The sequence below is a fragment of the Burkholderia cepacia genome (assembly GCF_001718835.1).
GTDB classification, from domain to species: Bacteria; Pseudomonadota; Gammaproteobacteria; order Burkholderiales; family Burkholderiaceae; genus Burkholderia; species Burkholderia cepacia_F.
Genome location: NZ_CP013444.1, coordinates 3,337,138 through 3,358,992, shown reverse-complemented (window position 1 = coordinate 3,358,992; position 21,855 = coordinate 3,337,138). Strand labels below are relative to the sequence as shown.

General features: G+C 65.1%; 22 protein-coding genes. 15 read left to right on the top strand and 7 right to left on the bottom strand.

What is annotated here, in order from left to right; all coding sequences use genetic code 11:
• The first annotated feature begins 327 nt into the window (after window positions 1–327).
• The 6 genes from vgrG to WT26_RS34730 all read left to right on the top strand — a co-directional run bounded on the left by vgrG (window position 328) and on the right by WT26_RS34730 (window position 8,173).
• The gene (gene vgrG / locus WT26_RS34755) at window positions 328–2,991 is read left to right on the top strand and encodes a type VI secretion system Vgr family protein (protein ID WP_069271781.1); all 2,664 of its coding nucleotides are present in this window, start codon (window positions 328–330) and stop codon (window positions 2,989–2,991) included.
• A 38-nt stretch (window positions 2,992–3,029) separates the two neighbouring features.
• A complete protein-coding gene (locus WT26_RS34750) occupies window positions 3,030–3,830 on the top strand; it encodes a T6SS immunity protein Tli3 family protein (RefSeq protein ID WP_069271780.1) in 801 nt (266 codons plus the stop codon).
• Window positions 3,831–3,910: 80 nt separating this feature from the next.
• Window positions 3,911–4,723 (top strand): T6SS immunity protein Tli3 family protein, encoded by an 813-nt coding sequence (locus tag WT26_RS34745; protein ID WP_069275242.1) that lies wholly within the window; start codon window positions 3,911–3,913, stop codon window positions 4,721–4,723.
• A complete protein-coding gene (locus tag WT26_RS34740) occupies window positions 4,720–5,568 on the top strand; it encodes a T6SS immunity protein Tli3 family protein (protein WP_230461690.1) in 849 nt (282 codons plus the stop codon). The genes WT26_RS34745 and WT26_RS34740 overlap by 4 nt, the downstream gene beginning before the upstream one ends.
• A complete protein-coding gene (locus WT26_RS34735) occupies window positions 5,565–7,799 on the top strand; it encodes an effector protein Tle3 domain-containing protein (protein ID WP_069271779.1) in 2,235 nt (744 codons plus the stop codon). The genes WT26_RS34740 and WT26_RS34735 overlap by 4 nt, the downstream gene beginning before the upstream one ends.
• A 107-nt stretch (window positions 7,800–7,906) precedes the next feature.
• The gene (locus WT26_RS34730; RefSeq protein WP_060169998.1) at window positions 7,907–8,173 is read left to right on the top strand and encodes a PAAR domain-containing protein; all 267 of its coding nucleotides are present in this window, start codon (window positions 7,907–7,909) and stop codon (window positions 8,171–8,173) included.
• Window positions 8,174–8,263: 90 nt separating this feature from the next.
• On the opposite strand, the gene WT26_RS34725 is transcribed toward WT26_RS34730, so the two are convergent.
• Entirely contained in the window at window positions 8,264–8,740 is a 477-nt protein-coding gene (locus WT26_RS34725; RefSeq protein WP_069275073.1) for an Lrp/AsnC family transcriptional regulator, read from the bottom strand.
• A 182-nt stretch (window positions 8,741–8,922) separates the two neighbouring features.
• Between WT26_RS34725 and WT26_RS34720 the strand changes: the two genes are divergently transcribed.
• Window positions 8,923–10,164, top strand: a complete 1,242-nt coding sequence (locus tag WT26_RS34720; protein WP_069275072.1) for a diaminopropionate ammonia-lyase — start codon at window positions 8,923–8,925, stop codon at window positions 10,162–10,164.
• A 35-nt stretch (window positions 10,165–10,199) separates the two neighbouring features.
• On the top strand, window positions 10,200–11,363 hold the full coding sequence (locus WT26_RS34715; protein ID WP_069275071.1) for a M20 aminoacylase family protein: 1,164 nt from the start codon (window positions 10,200–10,202) through the stop codon (window positions 11,361–11,363).
• A 62-nt stretch (window positions 11,364–11,425) separates the two neighbouring features.
• Here the strand turns inward: WT26_RS34715 and WT26_RS34710 are convergent, their stop codons facing one another.
• The 3 genes from WT26_RS34710 to WT26_RS34700 form a co-directional block, all read right to left on the bottom strand.
• Window positions 11,426–12,784, bottom strand: a complete 1,359-nt coding sequence (locus WT26_RS34710) for an aspartate aminotransferase family protein (RefSeq protein ID WP_069275070.1) — start codon at window positions 12,782–12,784, stop codon at window positions 11,426–11,428.
• Between the two features lie 202 nt (window positions 12,785–12,986).
• Complete coding sequence (locus WT26_RS34705) at window positions 12,987–13,493, bottom strand: GNAT family N-acetyltransferase (protein WP_069275069.1); 507 nt, start codon at window positions 13,491–13,493, stop codon at window positions 12,987–12,989.
• Window positions 13,494–13,919: 426 nt separating this feature from the next.
• Window positions 13,920–14,549, bottom strand: a complete 630-nt coding sequence (locus WT26_RS34700) for a glycine zipper 2TM domain-containing protein (RefSeq protein WP_069275068.1) — start codon at window positions 14,547–14,549, stop codon at window positions 13,920–13,922.
• 328 nt (window positions 14,550–14,877) lie between these two features.
• Between WT26_RS34700 and WT26_RS38875 the strand changes: the two genes are divergently transcribed.
• The 3 genes from WT26_RS38875 to WT26_RS34690 all read left to right on the top strand — a co-directional run bounded on the left by WT26_RS38875 (window position 14,878) and on the right by WT26_RS34690 (window position 16,820).
• Window positions 14,878–15,012: a hypothetical protein gene (locus WT26_RS38875; RefSeq protein ID WP_257785712.1), complete on the top strand. Its 135-nt coding sequence runs from the start codon at window positions 14,878–14,880 to the stop codon at window positions 15,010–15,012.
• A gap of 46 nt (window positions 15,013–15,058) precedes the next feature.
• Window positions 15,059–16,243, top strand: a complete 1,185-nt coding sequence (locus tag WT26_RS34695; RefSeq protein WP_069275241.1) for an amidohydrolase family protein — start codon at window positions 15,059–15,061, stop codon at window positions 16,241–16,243.
• Between the two features lie 103 nt (window positions 16,244–16,346).
• A complete protein-coding gene (locus WT26_RS34690; RefSeq protein WP_231130537.1) occupies window positions 16,347–16,820 on the top strand; it encodes a nuclear transport factor 2 family protein in 474 nt (157 codons plus the stop codon).
• A gap of 16 nt (window positions 16,821–16,836) precedes the next feature.
• Here WT26_RS34690 and WT26_RS34685 read toward each other — a convergent pair whose 3' ends face one another.
• Entirely contained in the window at window positions 16,837–17,700 is an 864-nt protein-coding gene (locus tag WT26_RS34685) for a LysR family transcriptional regulator (RefSeq protein ID WP_069275066.1), read from the bottom strand.
• Window positions 17,701–17,870: 170 nt separating this feature from the next.
• Here WT26_RS34685 and WT26_RS36940 point away from each other — a divergent pair, with 170 nt between their 5' ends.
• The 3 genes from WT26_RS36940 to WT26_RS34675 all read left to right on the top strand — a co-directional run bounded on the left by WT26_RS36940 (window position 17,871) and on the right by WT26_RS34675 (window position 19,599).
• The gene (locus tag WT26_RS36940) at window positions 17,871–18,116 is read left to right on the top strand and encodes an AbrB/MazE/SpoVT family DNA-binding domain-containing protein (protein WP_059967848.1); all 246 of its coding nucleotides are present in this window, start codon (window positions 17,871–17,873) and stop codon (window positions 18,114–18,116) included.
• Complete coding sequence (locus WT26_RS34680; protein WP_059538000.1) at window positions 18,113–18,508, top strand: PIN domain-containing protein; 396 nt, start codon at window positions 18,113–18,115, stop codon at window positions 18,506–18,508. Before WT26_RS36940 ends, WT26_RS34680 begins: the two co-directional genes overlap by 4 nt.
• 239 nt (window positions 18,509–18,747) lie before the next feature.
• The gene (locus tag WT26_RS34675; RefSeq protein WP_069275065.1) at window positions 18,748–19,599 is read left to right on the top strand and encodes a phytanoyl-CoA dioxygenase family protein; all 852 of its coding nucleotides are present in this window, start codon (window positions 18,748–18,750) and stop codon (window positions 19,597–19,599) included.
• A gap of 9 nt (window positions 19,600–19,608) precedes the next feature.
• On the opposite strand, the gene hutC is transcribed toward WT26_RS34675, so the two are convergent.
• Together hutC and WT26_RS34665 are read right to left on the bottom strand one after the other, a co-directional pair.
• Window positions 19,609–20,346 carry a histidine utilization repressor gene (gene hutC / locus WT26_RS34670; RefSeq protein WP_069275064.1) on the bottom strand — a complete coding sequence of 246 codons (738 nt, stop codon included), beginning with the start codon at window positions 20,344–20,346 and terminating at the stop codon, window positions 19,609–19,611.
• A gap of 32 nt (window positions 20,347–20,378) precedes the next feature.
• Window positions 20,379–20,921: a helix-turn-helix domain-containing protein gene (locus tag WT26_RS34665; protein WP_069275063.1), complete on the bottom strand. Its 543-nt coding sequence runs from the start codon at window positions 20,919–20,921 to the stop codon at window positions 20,379–20,381.
• Between the two features lie 129 nt (window positions 20,922–21,050).
• Here WT26_RS34665 and WT26_RS34660 point away from each other — a divergent pair, with 129 nt between their 5' ends.
• Window positions 21,051–21,833 (top strand): aldolase, encoded by a 783-nt coding sequence (locus tag WT26_RS34660; protein ID WP_069275062.1) that lies wholly within the window; start codon window positions 21,051–21,053, stop codon window positions 21,831–21,833.
• The last annotated feature ends 22 nt before the right edge of the window (window positions 21,834–21,855 follow it).

The window sequence follows — 21,855 nt, the reverse complement described above, 5'->3', positions numbered from 1 at the left end:
GCGGTTCAGGTCAGATTCCGGATTTATGACGTGGCAAGACTAGCTCGAGCGCACTAATTGCGGCGTCCGTTCCGTAAACATTCTTGCGCTCAATTGTCAGGATTTGGTATGCTTTTCCGCCAAAGCTGGGGGTTTCGAATTATCAAACGAACGGGTGTATAAAATCGCTGCCGTGCCTCTATCTAAATCAGGCGAAGATCTGACGTCGTTTTATTGAATATCGGCCGCTTCCCTGTCATCGCTTCCCTCTGAATCGCCGTACACAGCCGCGCCCGACTTGGCCGCGGCTGTGTACGCTTGTCGCCAACATTCCGAGCAAGCAAGACCATGGCCGAAGCCGACCGGATGCCGCATCCGCTAGACCTCTTTTTCCAGCAGGACACGCGCCTGCTGGGTCTGTCGTTTCCGAAGGACGACGCGCCCACGGCCACCGGCCTGCGTGGGCGCTCCATCCCCGTGCAGATGGTCGTCGAGCGCCTGGAAGCCAAGGAGGGCCTGGGCCAGGACTTCCGTTTCGAGCTGACGCTACTGGCCGACAGCGCCGGCCTCGTGCTGGCGGATATGCTCGGCAAGCTGCTGGCGGTATCCCTGGTCAAGCCGGACGGCACCCTGCGCTGGTTCACCGGGTACGTTGCGGAATTCTCGCTGGTCGGCAGCGACCCCGGCGTGGCGACCTACCGTGCGGTGCTCCGGCCGTGGCTGTGGTTCGCGCGGCACCGGATCAACAACCGCGTGTTCCGGGACCAGAGCCTGTACGAGCAGTTTGCTGAAATCCTGCAAGGCTATGGCGCCTGGGCACAGTGGCGCTGGGACGTGAGCGGCGAGGATACGCCGTTCACCATGGCCGTACAGGGCGGTGGCCTGGGCGAGAGCGACCACAACTACATCTACCGCAGGCTGGAAGCACGGGGCTGGACCAGTCGCTACGAACACGATGCAACCGGCCACCAGCTGGTCATTTTCAACAGCAGCAGCCAGTGCCCGCCCGTGGCGGGCGAGCGCCGGATACCCTTCCAGGCCCAGGGTGGACCGCAGGAAGAAAACGCCATCCAGCGCTGGATGCCCGTGCAGACGGCGGCGGCCGCGCTGTTCGCGGCGAGCGCAATCGACTTCAAGCACCCGAAGCCGCAGCACCATGCAGAACCGGCGCAGCACAAGCAGGGCCGCGTGCCGGACCTGGAAGCGCACGAATACGTGGGGCACTACGGATTCACGAAGGAAGACGCGATGGGCGTTGCGCTCATGCATCTGCGCCGCGAGGAAGTCGAAGCGCACGCTCAGCAATACCAGGCCGAGGGCAACAGCGGCAGCGTGGCGACCGGCTGCTGGTTTTCCCTGTCCGACCACTTCAGCAACACGGAGCGCGAAGAGGACAGCGAATACCTGATCGTGGAGGCCAGCCACAGCGCGAGCAACAACTACCTTGCGGAACTCGGGCGGCAGGGCGGCCACGAGGCACCGCCGGCGGCGCTGCTTGCCGGCCGGAAAGGTGAATACCGCAACCGCTTCAGTGCGATCAAGCGCGCGGTGCCGTGGCGTCCCGGCCGAGGCAGGAACAGCGTCGACGTGAGGATGGACGGACACCAGACCGCGACGGTCGTCGCCGCCGGCGGGCTGGGCGCGCTGGATGTCGACGAACACGGCCGCATCCTGGTCCGGTTCCACTGGGAACGGGAGGGGAAGGTCAGTGCGCGCGTGCGGGTGGCGTCCAACTGGGCCGGCGGCGAAACCGGCATGGTGTCGTGGCCGCGCGCGGGTAGCGAGGTATGGGTGATCGCACTGGACGGCAACCCCGATCACTTCCTCGCCGTTGGCGTCGTGCATAACGCCCAGCGCATGCCGCCGTGGCAATTGCCGGCGCAGAAGGCGCTGATGGGCATCCGCAGCCGGGAGCTGACGTCGGGCGGCGGCAACGATCCCGACGGCCGCAGCAACCACCTGATCCTGGACGACACGGCGGGCCGGATTCAGGCGCAGTTCAAGAGCGATCACCTCAATAGCACGCTGAGCCTCGGGCACATCACGCGGATCGACGGCACGACCGGCCGACAGAACCCGCGCGGCCAGGGTTTCGCGCTGGACACCGAAGGGCACGGCGCGCACCGCGCCGCTGCCGGCATGCAACTGACCACCGAAGCCCCCAACGGGGGCGGCAACATGATGGATGCAGCTGCGCCGCTGGCGCGGCTGACGGTGGCCCATGAGATGCACGAACGGTTGTCGGATGCGGCGCGGATGGCGGGGGCGCAGCAGGCGGACGACCAGGGCGAGGTTGCCAAGCAGTTGCACGAGCAGAATGCCGGCCTGACGGGCAGCGGCGGCGATCCTGCGCAGGGCCGCTTCCCCGAGTTCCAGCAGCCGCACCTGATGCTGGCCAGCCCGGCGGGAATCGAGAGCAGCACGGCCGGCAGCACGCACCAGCAGAGCAACGCACATCACGCGATCACCAGCGGCGGGCACACCAGCATTGCCACCGGGCGCAGCTTGCTCGCCAGCGCCAAGGACGCGATCCGGCTGTTTGCCTACCGGGTCGGCCTGAAGCTGGTGGCCGCCAGCGGGGACATCGACATGCAGGCGCTCAAGAACGGCATCAACATCCTGGCGAAGCTGGACATCAAGATGGAAGGCAAGCGGGTGGACATCAACGGAACGGACGGGGTGCGCATCAACGGGGGCGGCAGCTACATCGATTTGAGTCAGGGGGGCATCACGAGCGGCACCAACGGCGCGTTCCAGGTGCATTCGGCGGACTATTCGTTCGTGGGGCCGGACAGCCGGCCGGTGGTGCCGCATGAGGTGACGTCGGCGTTGAAGCCTGACGAACCGATCCGTGTCGTGGACAAGCTGGGCAACGGCCCTGTGCCTGACAGTCATGTCATCGTGCGCCCCGGTCAGAACGAGACGCGCACGACCATCGAGGGCGGCAAGATCGCTTCGGACGCACCGCTCGATCAGCACGTGCTGCGGCGCTGGCGGCCCCGGCGTGGTTGAGTAGGGCCAGCCATGCGGGATCATTCACGGAGACCTCGTTGAAGCACCAGCCTCATTCCTGCTCATGGCATCGCCGTGTTGTTACGCGCGGCATGCTGCTGGTCGCTACCACGGCGGCGTTGGTGTCGCTGGCCGGCTGTGGTCTCTCGCCGACTGATCGGGCTGCGGCATCCGTGGGTTTCGGCGACACGATCAGCGAGAAGACACTGAACAACATCGCGCGGCCGCCCAAGCAGGTGGTGTATCGCTTCGATGAGCATCGCTACATCGAGAATGATCCAGGGCCGGGGTACAACCTGCCGTGTCAGGCGGAGTTGTACTACGTGGATGAAACGCTGGGCGTCCGCACGCAGTTCGGCGGGAACGGCAAGCGCAATCCGACGGGGCTGTTCAAGGTGGTCAACTCGCCCTATGTAATCGCTCGGGATGACGGTGGCCTCTATGTTTCCTTTGATCAGGGGCGCAGCTTTAAATTCGTCGTGGTTGGTGGTCGCGCCGATGTTGTCGTTGTAGGGAACGACGTCTACGCCGGAGGTGGAGGTGAGAACGGGCCGCATGGGGCATTTGGTGAGCGCCGATTTGCCTATTGGTTTGTGATTGACCCTTTTAAGCAGGAAATCACGCGTAAATATCGATCCGGCAATTCTCAAGACCCCGAGGGAGATCGCATTCGCAAGCTCGCCCGCGAACATGTGGCCAATAGCCGGTATCAAGACCCGGATCAGTATTTCACGTGTAGGGAGGACCTCCATTGGCGTCCCTCGATCAACCGTGAGCGCCAGTTGCAGAAGCAGCAACGGCAAAACCTGTCCACCGTCAACGCGAGCCCGAACCCGTGAGAGTTCCCAAGTTCAAGCACTTCGTCACCAAGGTCGATTGGCTCAAGGAAGTGGCACTGAAACGAGGAGTTTTTTCCGATATGCGAAGCACCCGCATTGCCATGCTGACCAGCGTAACCGCAGCAATGCTGGCGTTGGCCGGATGTGGCCTCTCGCCAGCCGACCGGGCCGCAGCATCCGTGGGTTTCGGCGACATGATCAGCGAGAAGACGCTGAACAATATCGCGCGGCCGCCCAAGCAGGTGGTGTATCGCTTCGATGAGCATCGCTACATCGAGAACGATCCGGGGCCGGGGTACAACCTGCCGTGTCAGGCGGAGTTGTTCTATGTGGATGAGCGGTTAGGCATTCGGACGCAGGTTGGCGGAAATAGAAAACACAATCCAGAAGGGGTGTTCAAGGTCGTCAACTCGCCCTACGTGGTCACAAGAAGCGATGCAGCTGTTCGTGTTTCATTCGACCAGGGGCGCACCTTCAAAATTGTTCCTGATGTTGGTGGTAGCACTGATGTCGTCGTCGTTGGCGACAACATTTACTTGGGCGGCGGCGGAGCAGACGGGCCTCGTGGAGCATTCACCCTTGGGGCCATCAGATTTCTAGTCATCAAGCCAGACGAGCAAAAGATTGAGCTGCAATATATAGCGCGAAAACCCTTTTCTCCGTATGACTTGAAACGACTGGCGTCGGGAGGAGGGCCGGTGCCCGAGCCAGATCCGCGATATCCAGAATTGTTCAAACTCGCCCGCGCACAACTCAGTTTCCCAGTGAGTCAGGCTGAGTATTTCTCTTGTAGAGAGGATTTGCACTGGCGTCCCTCAATTAACCGCGAGCGCCAGTTGCAGAAGCAGCAACAGCATAATCCGGTCACCGTCAACGCGAGCCCGAACCCGTGAGAGTTCCCAAGTTCAAGAACTTCGTCACCAAGGCCGATCGGCTCAAGGAAGTGGCGCAGAAACAAGGAGTTATTTCCAATATGCGAAGCACCCGCATTGCTATGCTGACCAGCGTAACCGCAGCAATGCTGTCGTTGGCCGGCTGTGGCCTCTCGCCCGCCGACCGGGCCGCAGCGTCCGTGGGTTTTGGCGACACGATCAGCGAGAAGACGCTGAACAACATCGCGCGGCCGCCCAAGCAGGTGGTGTATCGCTTTGATGAGCATCGCTACATCGAGAATGATCCAGAGCCCGGCTTCAATTTGCCGTGCCAAGACAATTTGTTCTACGTGGACGAGCAGTTGGGGGTTCGAACGCAGATTGACGCGAACAAGAAGGGCAATCCGACGGGGGTGTTTAAGGTGGTCAACTCCCCCTATGTGGTAGCCCGGAATGATTTGGCTGTCTATGTTTCCTTTGACAAGGGGCGAACGTTTAAATTGCTTCGGCCACAAGTCAGCGGTGGCAGCGACGTTGTTGTAGTCGGAAACGACATCTATGCCGGAGGCGGAGGCGATGAGGGGCCACGTGGAGCATTTAATAAATGGGGAGGCGCAAGGTGGTTCGTCATAGATCCCACAAAGCAGGAAATCACGCTCAAATATCAGGCCAGTAGCTCCCAAGATCCTGAGGGCGACCGCATTCGCAAGCTCGCTCGTGAACAACTCAGTTTTCCAGTGAGTCCGGCTGAGTATTTCACGTGTAGAAGGGACCTCCATTGGCGTCCCTCAATCAACCGTGAGCGCCAGTTGCAAAAGCAGCAACAGCAAAAACCGTCCGCCGCCAACCCGAGCCCGACTCCATGAAAGCCCCCAAGTTCAAGCAGTTCACTCCCAAGGTCGATGAACTCAAGGAGGTGCGGCTGAAGTACGAATCCACACCGCTTGGACTCGAACTTGGCCGCTCCATCGATGGCCCAGAGCACGAAGGCAAGCCGGTGTATCGCCAAACCAACCCACTACCGTGCCTCGTGATCTTCGTGCATGGCGTCAACAGCGAGGGCGAGTGGTACAACGACGCTGAGAAGCATATCTGCGCGGGCCTAAATGATCGACTGGGGAGATGGGGGAGCGAAGTCGAATTACGGACATCGGTCTATAAAAAAGATGATCCCAACTACACCTACAGCCTCGATCGTCCGCTCAAGCGCACTCGTCCTCTTTTCGAAGGCGGTCAGACCGCCGCCAACTCCGAGTACTTGGTCGCCAAGTCTCCGGTGATTCGCTTCTACTGGGGCTTCAAGTCGCGCAAGGGTGACTACGGCCGCCCCAGCGCGGGCGATTTGAATGACCGCACCCATCCTGAGCTTCGCGATTACCCGGTCGCACTGGATGAGGATGACGCTTGGGGCGGAGGCCCTTTTCAGAACGGCACGTCGGGGCTGTGGCACATGTTCCGCAAGGACAAAGGTTTCACGCTAGCCTTCCAGCGCGTCAACCCCGTCACGGACCGTTACCTGACCGACTGCCCGCCACGCACGTACTATGTGCACGCCGCTCGCCGACTGGCCCATCTGATTGCCACCGTTCGCCGTAACAGTCCGCATGAGACTATCAACATCGTCAGCCACAGCCAGGGCACCATGGTGTCGATGCTCGCCACGCTCATGCTCAAGGAACAAGGCGTGCGCGGCCCGGAGGCGCTGTTCGTATGCAACAGCCCCTTCAGCCTGAACGACCCCGGCGGCCTGATGGAGTGCGCGCAGTTCGGCGAGGCCTACGTGGTCTCCCAGGCGGCGCGCTTTGCCACCCTCAAGGCCGTGGCTGAAGTGGTGAAGGAGGCCGGCGAACATGCCGACGCCACGACCGACAGCGAGCTGGAAAAAATGTGCCTCTGCACCCCGGCACGCAAGCCGCTGTTGAACCGCGAGGAATACGGCAAGTTCTACGTCTACGCTAACCCGCACGACCGGGTGATGGGCGCCAGTGTGTTGCGCTCGATCGGCTGGCGCGCGATGATGCAATCCGAGCAGGAGCGCGTGGGCGCCTCCAACCTGCGAGTGCGCATGTTCGCGGAGAACATCGAGGCAGGCAAGGGCAAATACAGCTACGTTGCGTGCGCCAAGAGCTTTGCCATCACCAAGGACGATGATGGCAACGAGATCGGCACGGAGCGCACGGAGTTCTGGATTCCGAAGTCCGAAAAAGTCTTGGGCGTTTATGGCGTCTATTCGCCCCCGAACGAGGCTGAAGAAGCCGTCTACATCAACGCGCCCACCGTGCCGTGGCTGATGAATCAAGCACTGCGGCAACACATGGAGCAGGCGAAGAATACGGCTGGGGACACAGCCTGGAAGAATTTGGCTGGATGGAACGGGCGCCTCAAGGATTTTCACCAGTACCGAGACAAGCTTGAGCCTACTATCAGTGGCGGCGACGCCCGCGACGTGGACGCATACCGCCAAGTCTACGGTCCGAACTACGAAGTGGTGCGCATGGAGGTAGACATCTATGGGAAAAGCTACCCGGTCTACAAGACGGTGGACGAGGCGGCTGAGGATTTGATCAAGATCGCACACAACCAGACCAATCACAGCTCCCTGCCGAAAGACGAATTCGTGGTGCGCGGGGTGATGGCGTGGGACCTGGCGGTGGGGACGAACCAGAGCTACACCGATGTCGCCTACTGGTCCTACCTCAAAGCGCTGGCGGACTGGAAATGCAGCGACCCGTACTTCCTGGAAAACGACGAGGGGCACCAGCCCGAACCGGGCGAACCGCCGCCGGGGGTGGACCGCACGCTGGCCTATCCTCGTCGGGAACCGTCGGTCGCTTCCGCAACCAAGCCGGTTGTCACCGGCTACACCTGCCCGCAAACGGGCTGGTGGCAGTGCGACGAAGCGGGCGCGATAGCCAGCGAGCGGCGCCAGTTCATCCAGGAGGGGCAAATCATGCCCAAGGTGGCGGTCGCGAGCGAGCCGTCGCTGTGGCAGCGTGTCAAGGGTGAGCAGCCCGTCTCGAACACGGCTACCGTGTGGAGGCTGGCGAGCGACGAGCAGGCGGCGCATGCGCCCAACGCGGACGCGAACGTGTCATGAGTGCGCCGCAAAGCACATGGGATGCGCTGCATGAGGCTGACCCGCTTCGACGGGAAGCCATCGATGACAGCTGCGCTGATGCTCCACACTCCTCTACCTGATACGCCATGCGTCGAATCATTCGCCTGGGCGACCCCACCGACCACGGTGGGGAAGTCGTCCAAACCTCGGCACAACAGTTCAAGGTCCACGGCGTTCCCGTTGCGCGCAAGGGAGATCGTTGTTCCTGCCCGCGCGACGGCCATCACGATTGCGTCATCATCGAGGGCGACGAGAACTTCAAGGTGGATGGCGTACCCGTCGCCTTCGAGGGACACAAAACATCCTGCGGCGCTACGTTGATTGCAACCGTGACCGGCTTTGGCACTCGCTGACTGGGGCGACAGTAGTAAGCGGTCGTGAACCTGTCGAACCTCAGGGCGAGCGTTGATTGCAAAAGCCTTGGGGTTCTTCCCGCTCGCATTTCACTCCTCCACGTCCACCGCCACCCCCAACCCCACCTTCACCCGCCCCATGCTCACCAGCGTCTTGAAGCGCTTCACGTTGTTGTTCGCGAAGAACAGCTCGCGCGTGAGCGCGTTGTACTGATCCATGTTGCGCACGGCCAGGATCAGCACGAAATCCCATTCCCCCGTCACGTAGTAGCACTGCTGGATCTGCGGGCAGCGCTCGAACGCGCGTTTCATCGCGTCGAGCTGGTCGATCTGCTCGCTTTCGACCTCGACGTTGACGACGATCGTCAGCGGATGATCGACCTTGTCCGGTGCGACGACGGCGGTGTAGCGCTCGATCACGCCGACGTCCGCGAGACGTTTCAGGCGCCGGTTCACGGCCGCGGTCGACAGGTTGACGCGCGCGCCGAGTTCGCTCTGCGGCGTCTGCGCGTCGCGCTGGATCTCCATCAGCAGCTTGCGATCGAACGCATCGAGTGGGGTGGTCATGATGGCGCGTGAAACCTCGAAAGAATGAGAAATTGTTGCGCAAAGCCGGCTTGATTAGGGATTTTATTGACCAGCCTGCGCAATATTATTTTGCTCATCGAGGGCAGGCGCAACCGGCGCTTTCCCGATACGACTCAACCAACGGACCTCTGCCGAGGCCGCCTCTCCGGAGCAAGCCTGCCATGCTGATCGCCAACCCCCGCGCATCGCGCGCCGCCTATCCCCACGCGCTGCGCCGCGTGATGAACATCGCGTCCGCCGACGAAAGCGGCGCGTGGCTGTCGCACTGGCCTCTCCTCGGCGCCTCGCCGACGCCGTTGTGGAGCCTGCCCGACGCCGCCGCGCAATTCGGCGTCGCGCGGCTCGCGGTCAAGGACGAGTCGTGCCGCTCGCCGCTCGGCAGCTTCAAGGCGCTGGGCGCGCCGATCGCGCTGGTGCGGCTCGTGAAGCGCCTGCGGCGCACGCACGGCCTCGACCCGCAGGATCTGATCGCCGGCCGCCACGCGTCGCTGCTCGCCGGCCTGACGGTGATCAGCGCGACCGACGGCAATCACGGCCGCGCGCTCGCCGCCGCCGCGCGCGCGATCGGCTGCGGGTGCGTGATCGTGCTGCACGCGAACGTCGATGCCGAGCGTGAACGCGCGATCTCCGCGTACGGCGCGCGGATCGTGCGCATCGCGGGGAACTACGACGAGTCGGTGGTCTGCGCGGCACAGCTCGCGCAGGCGAACGGCTGGTATGTCGTGTCGGATACGTCGTACGACGGCTACGAAGCGATTCCGCGCGACGTGATGCAGGGTTACGGCGTGATTGCGGCCGAACTCGTCGGCCAGGCGGCGGACACGCCCGGTGCGCCCGCGTTCACGCACGTGTTCCTGCAGGGCGGCGTGGGCGGCCTCGCCGCGGGCGTCGCGAGTTATCTGTGGGAGCGCGACGGCGTGCAGCGGCCGCATTTCATCGTCGTCGAGCCGCGCCAGGCCGACTGCCTGTACCAGAGTGCACTGGCCGGGCGCGCGACCAAGGCGACCGGCAGCGTCGATTCGGTGATGGCCGGGCTCGCATGCGGCGAGGCGTCGCCGCTGGCGTGGGATTTCCTCGAGATGTGCATCGACCACTTCATGCTGATCGACGACGCAGACGCGGTGCGCACGATGCGCCGCTTCGCGGCGGGCACCGGCCGCGACGCGCCGCTCGTGATCGGCGAATCGGGCGCGGCCGGCGTTGCGGGGCTGGACGTGCTGATGCGCGACCCCGAACAGGCACGCGCGGCGGGGCTCGACGCCACGTCGCGCGTGCTGGCGATCAATACGGAAGGCGCGACGGCGCCGTCCGTGTACCGGAGCTGCGTCGGCGAGACGGCCGACGCCGTGCTCGCGCGGCAGCGCGACTGGCTGGATCGCACGGCGGCCGCCGTCGCCGTGTAACCGGCATCGGCATCGACATCGACGAGGAGTTCGGGATGGAAAGCACGCTGCAAGGACAACTGAAGGCCTGGCGACAGCACCTGCATCGCTATCCGGAGACCGGTTTCGACGAAGTGAAGACGTCCGACTTCGTCGCGACGATCCTGACGACACTCGGGCTCGACGTGCATCGGGGGATCGGCGGCACGGGGCTCGTCGCGAACCTGACGGCCGGCACCGGCAAGCGCGCGATCGGCATCCGCGCGGACATGGACGCGCTGAACATCGCGGAAAGCGCACCCGGTCGCGCGCACGCGTCGCTGACGCCCGGCAAGATGCACGCGTGCGGGCACGACGGCCACATGTCGATGGTGCTCGGCGCCGCGCGACTGCTGGCCGAGCGCAAGGATTTCGACGGGACCGTGCGCTTCATTTTCCAGCCGGCCGAGGAGCATGGCCGCGGCGCGAAGGCGATGATGGCCGACGGGCTGTTCGAGCGCTTCCCGGTCGACGCGATCTTCGGCGCGCACAACATGCCGGGCATGCGCGCGGGCACCTTCTCGACGCGCGCGGGCGGCATCATGGCGAGCGAGGACAACTTCGTGATCCGGATCGACGGGCGCGGCACGCATGCGGCGCGCCCGCACATGGGCATCGATCCGATCGTGATCGGCGCGCAGGTCGTGCTCGCGCTGCAGACGATCGTGTCGCGCAATCTCGATCCGGGCCAGCAGGCGGTGATCTCGTGCACGGAATTCGTCACCGACGGGCTGCGCAACGTGCTGCCGTCGACGGTGACGATCAAGGGCGACACGCGCAGCTATTCGCGCGACGTGCAGGCGCTGCTGGAAACGCGGATGCGCGAGATCAGCGAAGGGATCTGCCGCACGCACGGCGCGGCGTGTGCGTTCGAGTACACGCACGAGTTCGCGCCGACGGTGAATTCGCCGGAATACGTCGACGTCGCGGTGCGGGCCGCCACGAACGTCGCCGGGGCGCAGGGCGTGGACCCGAACGTCCAGCCGATGATGATCTCGGAAGACTTCGGCGCGTTTCTTCATGCGGTGCCGGGCAATTTCGTGTTCATCGGCAACGGTGAGGCGGGGGGCCACGGCGGCGTGCCGCTGCATAACGCGACGTACGACTTCAACGACGCGATCCTGCCGGTGGGCGCGCGGTATTTCGCGGAGCTTGCGCGGCTTGCGTTGCCGGTCGCGTGAGAACCAACCGCCGCGTCCGGGCCGACGCGTGCATCAGCCTCCCGCATCACGCCATCACGCCATCACACCAGTTCCCCCAGGCACGCATCGAACTGCGCGACGAGCCGATCGACGTCCTCGGCGGTAGTCTGCGGGCACACGAGCATCATGTTGTGGAATGGCGTGATCAGCACGCCGCGATTCAGCAGGTACAGGTGCACGATGTGCTCGAGTTCGCTGTCGAGCTGCGCGCCGGCGATCGTGCCGTTGCGCGGCGGCACGGGTGCGAACTGGAATTCGGTGCGCGCGCCGATCCGTGTCACGCACCACGGCAGCCCGTGTTTCGCAATCGCCTGTTCGAGCCCCGTCGCCAGCCGCGCGGCGCCTTCGAACATGTGCGCATACGCGGCGTCGGTCGCGACCTCGGCGAGCGTCGCTCGCATCGCATGCATCGCGAGCATGTTCGCGGTGAGCGTCGTGCCGATGCCGGAATGGCCGGGCGGCGCGTTCAACTTGGCCTGCTTCGCGCGTTCCGCGAATTCGGCGCTGAACCCGTACACCGCGCACGGCACGCCGCCCGCGATCGGCTTGCCGACCACCAGCATGTCCGCTTCGAGATCGTGCGCGACCGCGTAGCCGCCCGGGCCGCTGCTGATCGTGTGCGTCTCGTCGATCACGAGCAGCGTGCCGTAGCGGCGCGTCAGTTCGCGCGCGGCCTCCCAGAAGCCCGGCTCGGGCAGCACCATCCCGATGTTCGTCATCGCGGGCTCGGCCAGCACGCATGCGACGTCGCCATCCTTCAGCGCGGCTTCGAGCGCGGCCAGGTCGTTGAATTCGACGACACGCGTGTTCGCGAGCAAGTCATACGACTGCCCGAGCAGGCTGTCGCGCTGCACCGGGCGGCCGTCGACGAGATCGACGAACACGTCGTCGACCGTGCCGTGATAGCAGCCGTTGAACACGACGATCGTGTTGCGGCCGGTGGCCGCGCGCGCCCAGCGCAGCACGAAGCGGTTCGCGTCGCTCGCGCTCAGCGCGAACTGCCAGACCGGCAGCCCGAAGCGGCGTGCGAGTTCGCGCGCGACCCACGCGGCGTCCTCGCTCGGCAGCATCGTCGTGTAGCCGCGCGTCGCCTGCTCGACGAGCGCGCGTGCGACGGGTTCGGGCGCATGGCCGAACATCGCACCCGTATCGCCGAGGCAGAAATCGACGTACCGATGGCCGTCGACGTCGGTGAACGTCGCGCCGTGTGCTTCCTTCACGTACAGCGAGAACGGCGTCGACCAGTCCTGCATCCAGTGCAACGGCACACCGAACAGCAGATGCTCGGACGCTTCCGCGGAGAGCGCGCGGGAGACCGGCATGGCTTCGGTGAAGGCACGGCGCTCGCGATCGAACAGCGCGCGGGCGCGGATGAGGTCGACTCCGTGACGGGAAGGCAAGTGGGGCTCCTCTGGCAAGGTGGATCGGATGACGCCTGAGCGAGCTTGTCACATTCCGCGTGCCGGGTCGATCAGGGCTCGACCGCGTATCTGTCTGATTTGAAGTTTTTGCGCATAAATGTACGACAACGGATGTCTTGGGTGCGTTCGTGAAGTGAGTGTGCGCCCACATATTTGCGGATATGCAGGCCGCTTCGCTGCGTCATGACAGCGTCTTGATCATGTGGTGCTCGTCGTAGAACCGCCCGTCGACGAACAGGGAGCGCGGTTCCGTACCGAACCGCACGAACCCTTGCGACGCATACAGCCGCTCCGCAGTGCCGTTGATCTCGTTCACGCACAGCAGCAGTTGGCGGCATTGCCACGCCTGCGCCGCGTGCGCGGTCGCGCTTTCGAGCAGCGACTGAGCGATCCTGCGTCCGCGATACGCGGGATCGACGAACAGGCCCCAGACCGTCGCCTTGTGTGCGATCTTCGTGCGCGCATCGCGGCGCACGCCGGTGATGCCGACGAGCGTGTCGCCGTCGAATGCGCCGAATACCGCGAGCTCCGGCGTCGGGCGCATGCGCGACACCACTTCGTCAAGGGAGAGCGCGGCCTGTTCGTCGCGGGTCGGCAGGAACGAGGTCGGTGAAGTCTCGATCGCCCGGAGGCGCAGGGATTGGAACAGCGCCGCGTCGGCCGCGTCGAGCAGGCGAGTCGTGATCATGTGTCGTTGGTCTGGTGGATCGTCGGAATCCGCGGCGCGTCACGCCGCGGGGCGAGTCCATGCTAATCGGATTCGGCAACGCCTGCTTTGCCGATCGAAGCCGCTGCGATGACGCGCTGATGCGCTGAGGTGCGCGCCCATGCCGTGCTTGTCGGCCGGCGTGCGGCTGAATGACATGCGCCCCGCGGCGCGGGTTCGGCTGGCCGATCTTGCGGCGGTCATTCGCCGGGGCCGTGCGGCAAGGCGGGAAAGCGGGCTGCCCGGAATCGCGTGTCGCGTGCTTCCGGGGCGTGAGCTTGAGGACGGGGAAGGAGGCGGTGGGCGGCGCCGTATTGGCGGCGCGTACGAAGCAAAGCGGGCGGCGCGGCGCGTGACGTCGCGCCGGTCAAGGGCACGACGTCGACCGAGGACGTCGTGCCGCCGAAATCAATACCGCGCCAGCTGATTGCCGTTGATCTGCACGCGATCGCCCGGGCGCAGGTTGCCCGGCGACTGCACGTCGAACGAGCGCATCGTGCCGTCGCTGACCTGCACGTCGATCCGGTAGCTGCTCGGGCCCTGCGCGGCGCCCATCTGCTGGCCGATCTGGTTGCCGGCCACCGCACCGCCGAGCGCACCGATCACGGTCGCCGCATCGCGGCCGTGGCCGCGGCCGAACTGGTTGCCCACCAGGCCGCCGACCAGCGCCCCGACGACGGTGCCGGCCACGCCCGCCGGCGCCACGGCGCTGCTGACCGGGCGGATGTTCGCGACCGTGCCGTACTGCGTGCCGTATTGGTTGCCATACTGGTTCCCGTACTGGTTTCCATACTGCTGGTTCCCGTATTGCGAATCGTACGGAGACGGCGCCTGGTTCGGATACGGCTGTTGCTGCTGCACGTAGCCCGGCTGCGAATACGCGGGCTGCGCGTAGCCGGGCGTCGCGTATTGCTGCTGCGGATAGCCCTGCGCGCCGTACGGGCCATAGCCCGGCGCGACGCAGGCGGTCAGCGGAAGCGCCGCGACGGCGACGAGCGAGGCGAACAGAACGGTCTTCGTGGAAGGCATGCGCATCATGATGATTCCTGCATCGGCAACGGGTTCGCCGACGAATTCCGGGACGGGTGGCGAACTCGGCGTGAGTATAAGGAATGGCTGGTGGCGCGTCCGGTGCGGCCGGGTAACAACGTGTAAAGTCTGTTGCCGCGTAAATCCCGGGGTCTGTATGGCCGGCTCGCCTGACCGCCGCGCATCGCGAAATCGAATGCGCGGCATCGCGACATTTAATTGGCGCCGCGCACGGGCGTCCGATATCGTGGCCGGATTCCCCACTCACGGTCGCGCGGCGCCGGCTGCGGTTCCGCCCATATTGGCTGCGGCGCGATCGCCTCATCGCCACCGTGTCATGACTGACCGCATCTTCATCAACGCCGCCGCTCCGGACGGCCAGCCCGTGAACCTCGTCGTCCGCGACGGCCGTTTCGTCGCGATCGGTCCTGATTGCGCGCCGTTCACGCCGGCGCTGCGGTTTGCGCGATGAGACGCTCGCGCATCGCTTCGAATCGTGCAGACGAATGGATATGCCGATGACCAGCCTGCTGATCCGCAACGTCCGCCCGAGCGCCGACGCCGCGCTCGACATCCTGATCGAAGGCGATCGCATCGCGCGCATCGGCCCGTCGCTCGACGCGCCCGCCGGCTGCGCGATCGAGGACGGCGCGGGGGCGCTCGCGCTGCCCGGCCTCGTCGAAGGCCACACGCACCTCGACAAGACGCACTGGGGAATGCCGTGGTATCGCAACCAGGTCGGCCCGCGCCTCGTCGACCGGATCGAGAACGAACGCCACTATCGCGCGACGAGCGGCCATGACGCCGGCGTCGCGTCGCTCGCGCTGGCGCGCGCGTTCCTCGCGGCCGGCACGACGCGTATCCGCACCCACGTCGACATCGATACCGAAGCCGGGCTGCGGCATCTGCACGGTGTGCTCGCGACGCGCGAGACGTTGCGCGGGCAGGTCGACATCCAGATCGTCGCGTTTCCGCAATCGGGCGTGCTCAAGCGGCCGGGCACGGACGCGCTGCTGTCCGACGCGCTCGCCGCCGGCGCCGATCTGCTCGGCGGGCTCGACCCGTGCGCGATCGAAGGCGATCCGGTCGAGGCGGTCGACGTGCTGTTCGCGATCGCCGAACGCCACGGCCGCGGGCTCGACCTCCACCTGCACGAGCCGTCGACGATGGGTGAGTTCTCGCTCGACCTGATCCTGCAGCGCACGGCGGCGCACGGCATGCAGGGCAAGGTGACGATCAGCCACGGGTTCTGCCTGGGCGATATCGCCGAACGCGAGCGCGATGCGCTGCTTGCCCGGATGGCGGAACTCGGCGTCGGCCTCGTCACGACCGCGCCGGCGGCGGTGCCCGTGCCGCCGGTGGCCGCGTGCCGTGCGGCGGGCGTGACGGTCATCGGCGGCAACGACGGCGTGCGCGATACGTGGACGCCGTACGGGTCGCCCGACATGCTCGAACGCGCGATGCTGATCGGCATGCGCAACGATTTCCGCCGCGACGATGCGCTCGAGGTCGCGCTCGACTGCGTGACGCACGGTGCGGCGCGCGGGTGCGGCTTCGACGGTTACGGGCTGCAGCCGGGCAGCCGCGCGGATGTCGTGCTGGTCGACGCGCTGACGTTCGCCGAGGCCGTCGTCGCACGGCCGGTACGGCGGCTCGTCGTGTCGTCGGGGAAGATCGTCGCGCGTAACGGCGTGCTGGTTTGAACGCGGGCGGAAGGGCGGTCCGGCCGCGTGGGCCGGCGGCCGGGAACCCGCAGCGGTCGTGCGAGTCCGATCCGCTTTTCAGTCACGACATCGGGTGAACGAGATGCGACACCGCTTCACGAGACAGGTTTCGGGATGGGCCTTGGCGACGGCGTTCGCCGCATCGGCCGCACATGTCGCGGCAGCCGACACGGGCACCGCTCGACAGGAAGCGAATCGCCGGGCAGTGCTTGCCTTTTACGAGAAAGGCCTGAACGAGAAGGACGCCGACGGCGCGCTCGCGTATGTCGGCGATCGTTACGTGCAGCACAACCCGAACGCGGCCGACGGCCGCGACGGCTTCCGCAAATTCGTCGCGTTCCTGCGCGACAAGTATCCGCAGTCGCACAGCGAGATCAAGCGTTCGTTCGTCGACGGCGACTACGTGATCCTGCACGTGCACGCGGTGCGCGAACCCGGCACGCGCGGCAGCGCGATCATGGACATCTTCCGGCTCGAGAGCGGCAAGATCGTCGAGCACTGGGACGTCAATCAACCCGTGCCCGAGCAGGCCGCGAACGGGAACACGATGTTCTGACGCACGCCGCGCGGCGTCACCGCCGCTCGCGCTCCAGCATGGCCGCGAGCGCCTTCGTCAGTTCGCTGACCATCGGGTCGGCCGTCGGCCGATGCAGGATCGCGATGTCCATGTGTTCGATCGGCGCGAAACCCTGCTTCGCGGTCAGCACGACGTGCTCGTCCGTCACCACGCGCGCGGGCAGCACGCTGATGCCGAGCCCGTCGGCGACGGCGGCCTGGATGCCGCTCAGGCTCGACGTCGTGAAGCTGATCCGCCAGCGGCGGCCGCGCTCCTCGATCGCCTTGATCATGTCGTCGCGATAGAGCCCGCGCGGCGGAAACACGACGATCGGCACCGGGTCGAGATCGATCGACGGATGCGCGGCGCTGTCGATCCAGCGCAGCTTCTCGGGCCAGCGCACGACGGCCTCGCGGCTATCGCGGCGCTGCTTGATCAGTACGAGGTCGAGTTCGCCGCGATCGTATGCGGCGCTGATGTCGCGGCTCAGCCCGCACATCACCTCGAGCTTCACTTGCGGATGCTCGCGCTTGAACGCCGCGAGCGCATGCGTCGTGCGTCCCGCCGCGAAATCGTCGGGCACGCCGAGCCGGATCGTCAGCGCGACCGTCGCGCCCGACAGCGCTTCCAGCATCTCGTCGTTCAACGCGAGCATGCGCCGCGCATAGCTGAGCACCGTCACGCCCGCGTCGGTCGGCCGCACGTCGCGCGTGCCGCGGTCGAGCAGGCGATGCCCGGCGATTTCCTCGAGCCGGCGCACCTTCTGGCTGACCGTCGACTGCGTCGAATGCAGGCGCGCGGACGCCGTCGTGAAGCTGCCGCAATCGGCGACCATCACGAGCGCGCGCAGCAGGTCGATGTCGAACAGGGGTCTATTCATTTCTGCACTTCTGTGGGTTCATGCATTGTGCTTTCGAATGTGTGCGATGACTTTTAGCATGGGCTGATGCGGCGGGCAATGGCCGTTCGCCGGACAGGTAGGCTTGCCCGCTTGCCTTTGCTTGTTCCTTACCATAAAGTAAGGAATATCGATGCTCGGAGGACAAGAAGGTGGCTTCTGCAACCGTAACTTCAAAGGGACAGGTTACGATTCCCGTAGATGTGCGTAACCGCCTCGGTCTGTCGACCGGTGATCGAATCGATTTCGTGCTCAATGAGCAGACAGGTCGGTATGAAGTGATTCCGGCCACTTGTTCGGTGACCGCGCTCAAGGGCATTATCCGCAAGCCGGCGAAACCCGTGTCGATCGAAGACATGAATGCGGTGATCGCTGAGCAGGGAGGTTCGGCCCGATGATCGGCCTCGATACGAATGTGCTGGTGCGCTACTTCGCGCAGGACGATCCGGCGCAAGCAAAGAGAGCCACGACGTTGATTGAATCGCTCACTGTCGAACGCCCCGGATATATCACGCAGATTGCATTGGTCGAGGTCGTGTGGGTACTTGCGCGAGCATACGATGCAGATCGCGGCGAGATTGCGCAAGTGATAGAGACGCTGCTGCGCATCGACGAATTCGTGGTCGAAGCGGCTGATACCGTGTGGAAAGCATTGCGCCTGTATGCAAGTTCGTCGGCCGATTTTGCAGATTGCCTGATCGAGCGTGCCTGTCACGAAGCGCAATGTGAATACGTCGCGACGTTCGACGCGAAAGCGGTCAAGACGGCCGGAATGCGACTGGTCAAATAATCAAGCGGAGAGGGCGACCGGTCGTTCCTGGGGTCCTTTGCCTGCTGTATAGACTGCAAGGCGAAAACCGGTGCTGACCATGCTGCTCCGCAACTTCGTCACGCTCTACCAGCGAGCATCCGAACGTACTCGTTCGAGCCAGCTATCCACCCTGCCGCTTGCGCTCGAAAATTATGCGGTCTAGACTGCATCGCGGCTTCATCGAATCAGCCGCGATACATCCAACCGACAGGCGAGCCATGATCACGAACATCAAAGATCGCGTCGCGAAAGCCGTGACGCCCGAACTGATCGCCGCGTTCCGCGAGGAAGGTGCGGTCTGCATCAAGGGCATCTTCTCGCCCGACGAGATTGCGACGCTCAAGTCCGGCATCGACGACAACCTCGTGCACCCGAGCCCGCGCGCGAAAGTCGCGAGCCGGCCCGACGATCCGGGCTGGTTCTTCGAGGATTTCTGCAACTGGCAGCACAACGACGCGTATCGCGACTTCATCGTGCGCTCGCCCGCGCCGTCGGTGGCCGCCGCGCTGATGGGCACGGAGAACGTGCGGCTGCATCACGACCACCTGCTCGTGAAGGAGCCCGGCACGCGGCAGCGTACGCCGTGGCACCAGGACCAGCCGTACTACAACATCGAGGGCGACGACAACGTCAGCATGTGGATTCCGGTCGATCCGGTGCCGCTCGAGTCGACGCTGGAATTCGTCGCGGGCTCGCATCGCGGGCCGTGGCTGATGCCGCGCACGTTCATGGACAAGGAAGCGAAGTGGTTTCCGGAAGGCAGCCTCGCGGACCTGCCCGACATCGAAGGCGACCGCGCGGCCTTCCCGATCCGCCATTGGGCGCTCGAGCCCGGCGACATGGTGTGCTTCCGGATGCTCACGCTGCACGCGTCGGGCGGCACGCAGAACCGCCGGCGCGCGTTCTCGATCCGCTTCGTCGGCGACGATATCCGTCACGCGCCGCGCCGCTGGAAGACGTCGCCCGATTTCCCCGGGCTCGCGGAACAACTGCCCGACGGCGCGCCGCTTGACCACCCGCTGTTTCCGGTCGTGTGGTCGAAGGAGGCCGGGCAGGCGGCGGCGCTCTGAGCGCGCCGCTCAGGTCTGCTTGTGTCCCGCGCCCGGCTTGAAGCGCGAGCCGAGCCGGTAGCGGTTGCCCGGATGCAGGAAGTGCACGAACGTGACGGGCAGCCCGTTCGTCCAGGTGCGGCGCGTGAGCGTGAGGCACGGCTCGTCGGTGCGCATGTCGAGCAGCCGCGCCTGTTCGCCGGTCGGCAGCGACGCATCGACCACGTGCTCGATTTCCAGTTCGTAGTGCGACACGTTGTTGAACAGGTACTCGGACGGCGGCTCGACCTGGAAATCCTGGTCGATGAAACCGGGCGCGGCGGCCGGGTTCACGTAGCGATCCTCGAGCTGGATCGGGCGGCCGTTTTCCTCGTGCACGCACACGACGTGAAACACCGGCGTATTGACCGGCAGGCCGAACGCGGCCGCGACGTCGAACGACGCGGGCTCGCTCGACTGGCTCAGCACGCGGCAGCGGTATTCGTGTCCGCGCGCGCGGATTTCGTCGCGGATGTGCGCGATCATCAGCAGGTTCGACTGCGGCTTCACCTCGGCGACGAACGTGCCGACGCCCGCGATGCGCTTCAGCACGCCTTCCTCGGTCAGCTCGCGCAGCGCGCGGTTGACCGTCATGCGTGCGACGCCGAACTGCGCGGCGAGATCGAGCTCGGACGGAATGCGGTCGCCGGGGCGCCAGTCGCCCGAGTCGACGTTCTGGCGAACGAGCGTCTTGATCTGCTGGAACGGTGCGGTGGCCTTCGTGACCATCGGGAATCCTTGGGCGGGGAGAAGCGACGATTCTAGTCGTCGTGGCTGACGATGACCAGGATCTCCGCCTGCGCGGCGCCGAGGCTGCGCGTGCGGTGCGGGATGAGTGCGTTGAAATAGACTGAGTCGCCGGTCTTGAGTTGCACCGTCTCGTTCGGAAATTCGATCTCGACGCGCCCCTTGTGCACGAACAGGAATTCCTCGCCTTCGTGCTCGCGGAACGTCGATGCGACGAATTCGTGCGGCGGATGCACGACGAACGGCAGCATCTTCTTCGGCGCGACGCCGGCCGCGATGCTCTCGAACGCCTGCGCATGCCCGGCGGACCTGCCGCCCGGCGCGGCGCGCTCGCCCGCGCGCGTGACCGTGATCAGCTCGCGGTTGCCGCTTTCCGAGAACAACTGCTCGACGTCCACATTCAATGCCTTCGACAGCTTCAGCGCGACCGCGATCGACGGCACGCTCAGGCCGCGCTCGACCTTCGACAGGTAGCTCTTGGTGAGGCCCGTCTCGTCGGCCAGCACGTCGAGCGTCCAGCCCTTCTGTTTTCTCAGCAGCTTCAGGCGAATCGTCATGGGGCGCCAGGTGTCCTTCGAAAAACCGATTGTAACGCATGACACAATGTGTCATATAATCGGCCTTGTGTCATGAAGTGCGCAAACGGATGCGCATGACGGGCACGTCCTTTCGATTGAGGAGGCTATATGGCGGAAACATTGCAGTTGTCGAAGGCGGCGCTCGTTGCGCTCGCGCAGCGGCGTCTCGAGAGCGAGGTGGGCGACAGCGGCTGGTCCGCGCGGCAGAAGCTCGCGCTCACGTGCCGGATCCTGTTCGATGCCGGCCACGATTCCGGCCTGGCCGGGCAGATCACCTGCCGCGCGGGCGACGCCGGCACGTACTACACGCAGCGGCTCGGGCTCGGTTTCGACGAGATTTCGGCCGCGAACCTGCTGCGCGTGAACGAGGATCTCGACGTCGTCGACGGCGAAGGCATCCCGAATCCGGCCAACCGGTTCCATACGTGGATCTATCGCGAGCGCCAGGACGTGAACTGCATCATCCATACGCATCCTGCGCATGTCGCGGCGCTGTCGATGCTCGAGCAGCCGCTCGTCGTGTCGCACATGGATACCTGTCCGCTGTACGACGATTGCGCGTTCCTGAAGGACTGGCCCGGCGTGCCGGTCGGCAACGAGGAGGGCGAGATCATCTCGAAGGCGCTCGGCAGCAAGCGCGCGATCCTGCTGTCGCATCACGGCCAGCTCGTGGTCGGCAGGACGATCGAGGAAGCGTGCATCCTCGCGCTGCTGATCGAGCGGGCCGCGAAGCTGCAACTGCTCGCGATGGCGGCCGGCGAGATCAGGCCGGTGCCGCCGGCGCTGGCGCGCGAGGCGCACGACTGGATCTCGAAGCCGAAGCGCGACGCGGTGACGTTCGAGTATTACGCCCGCCGCGCGCTTCGCACGCATCCCGATTGCGTCGCCTGAATCATCGATGCAATCAGTCCAC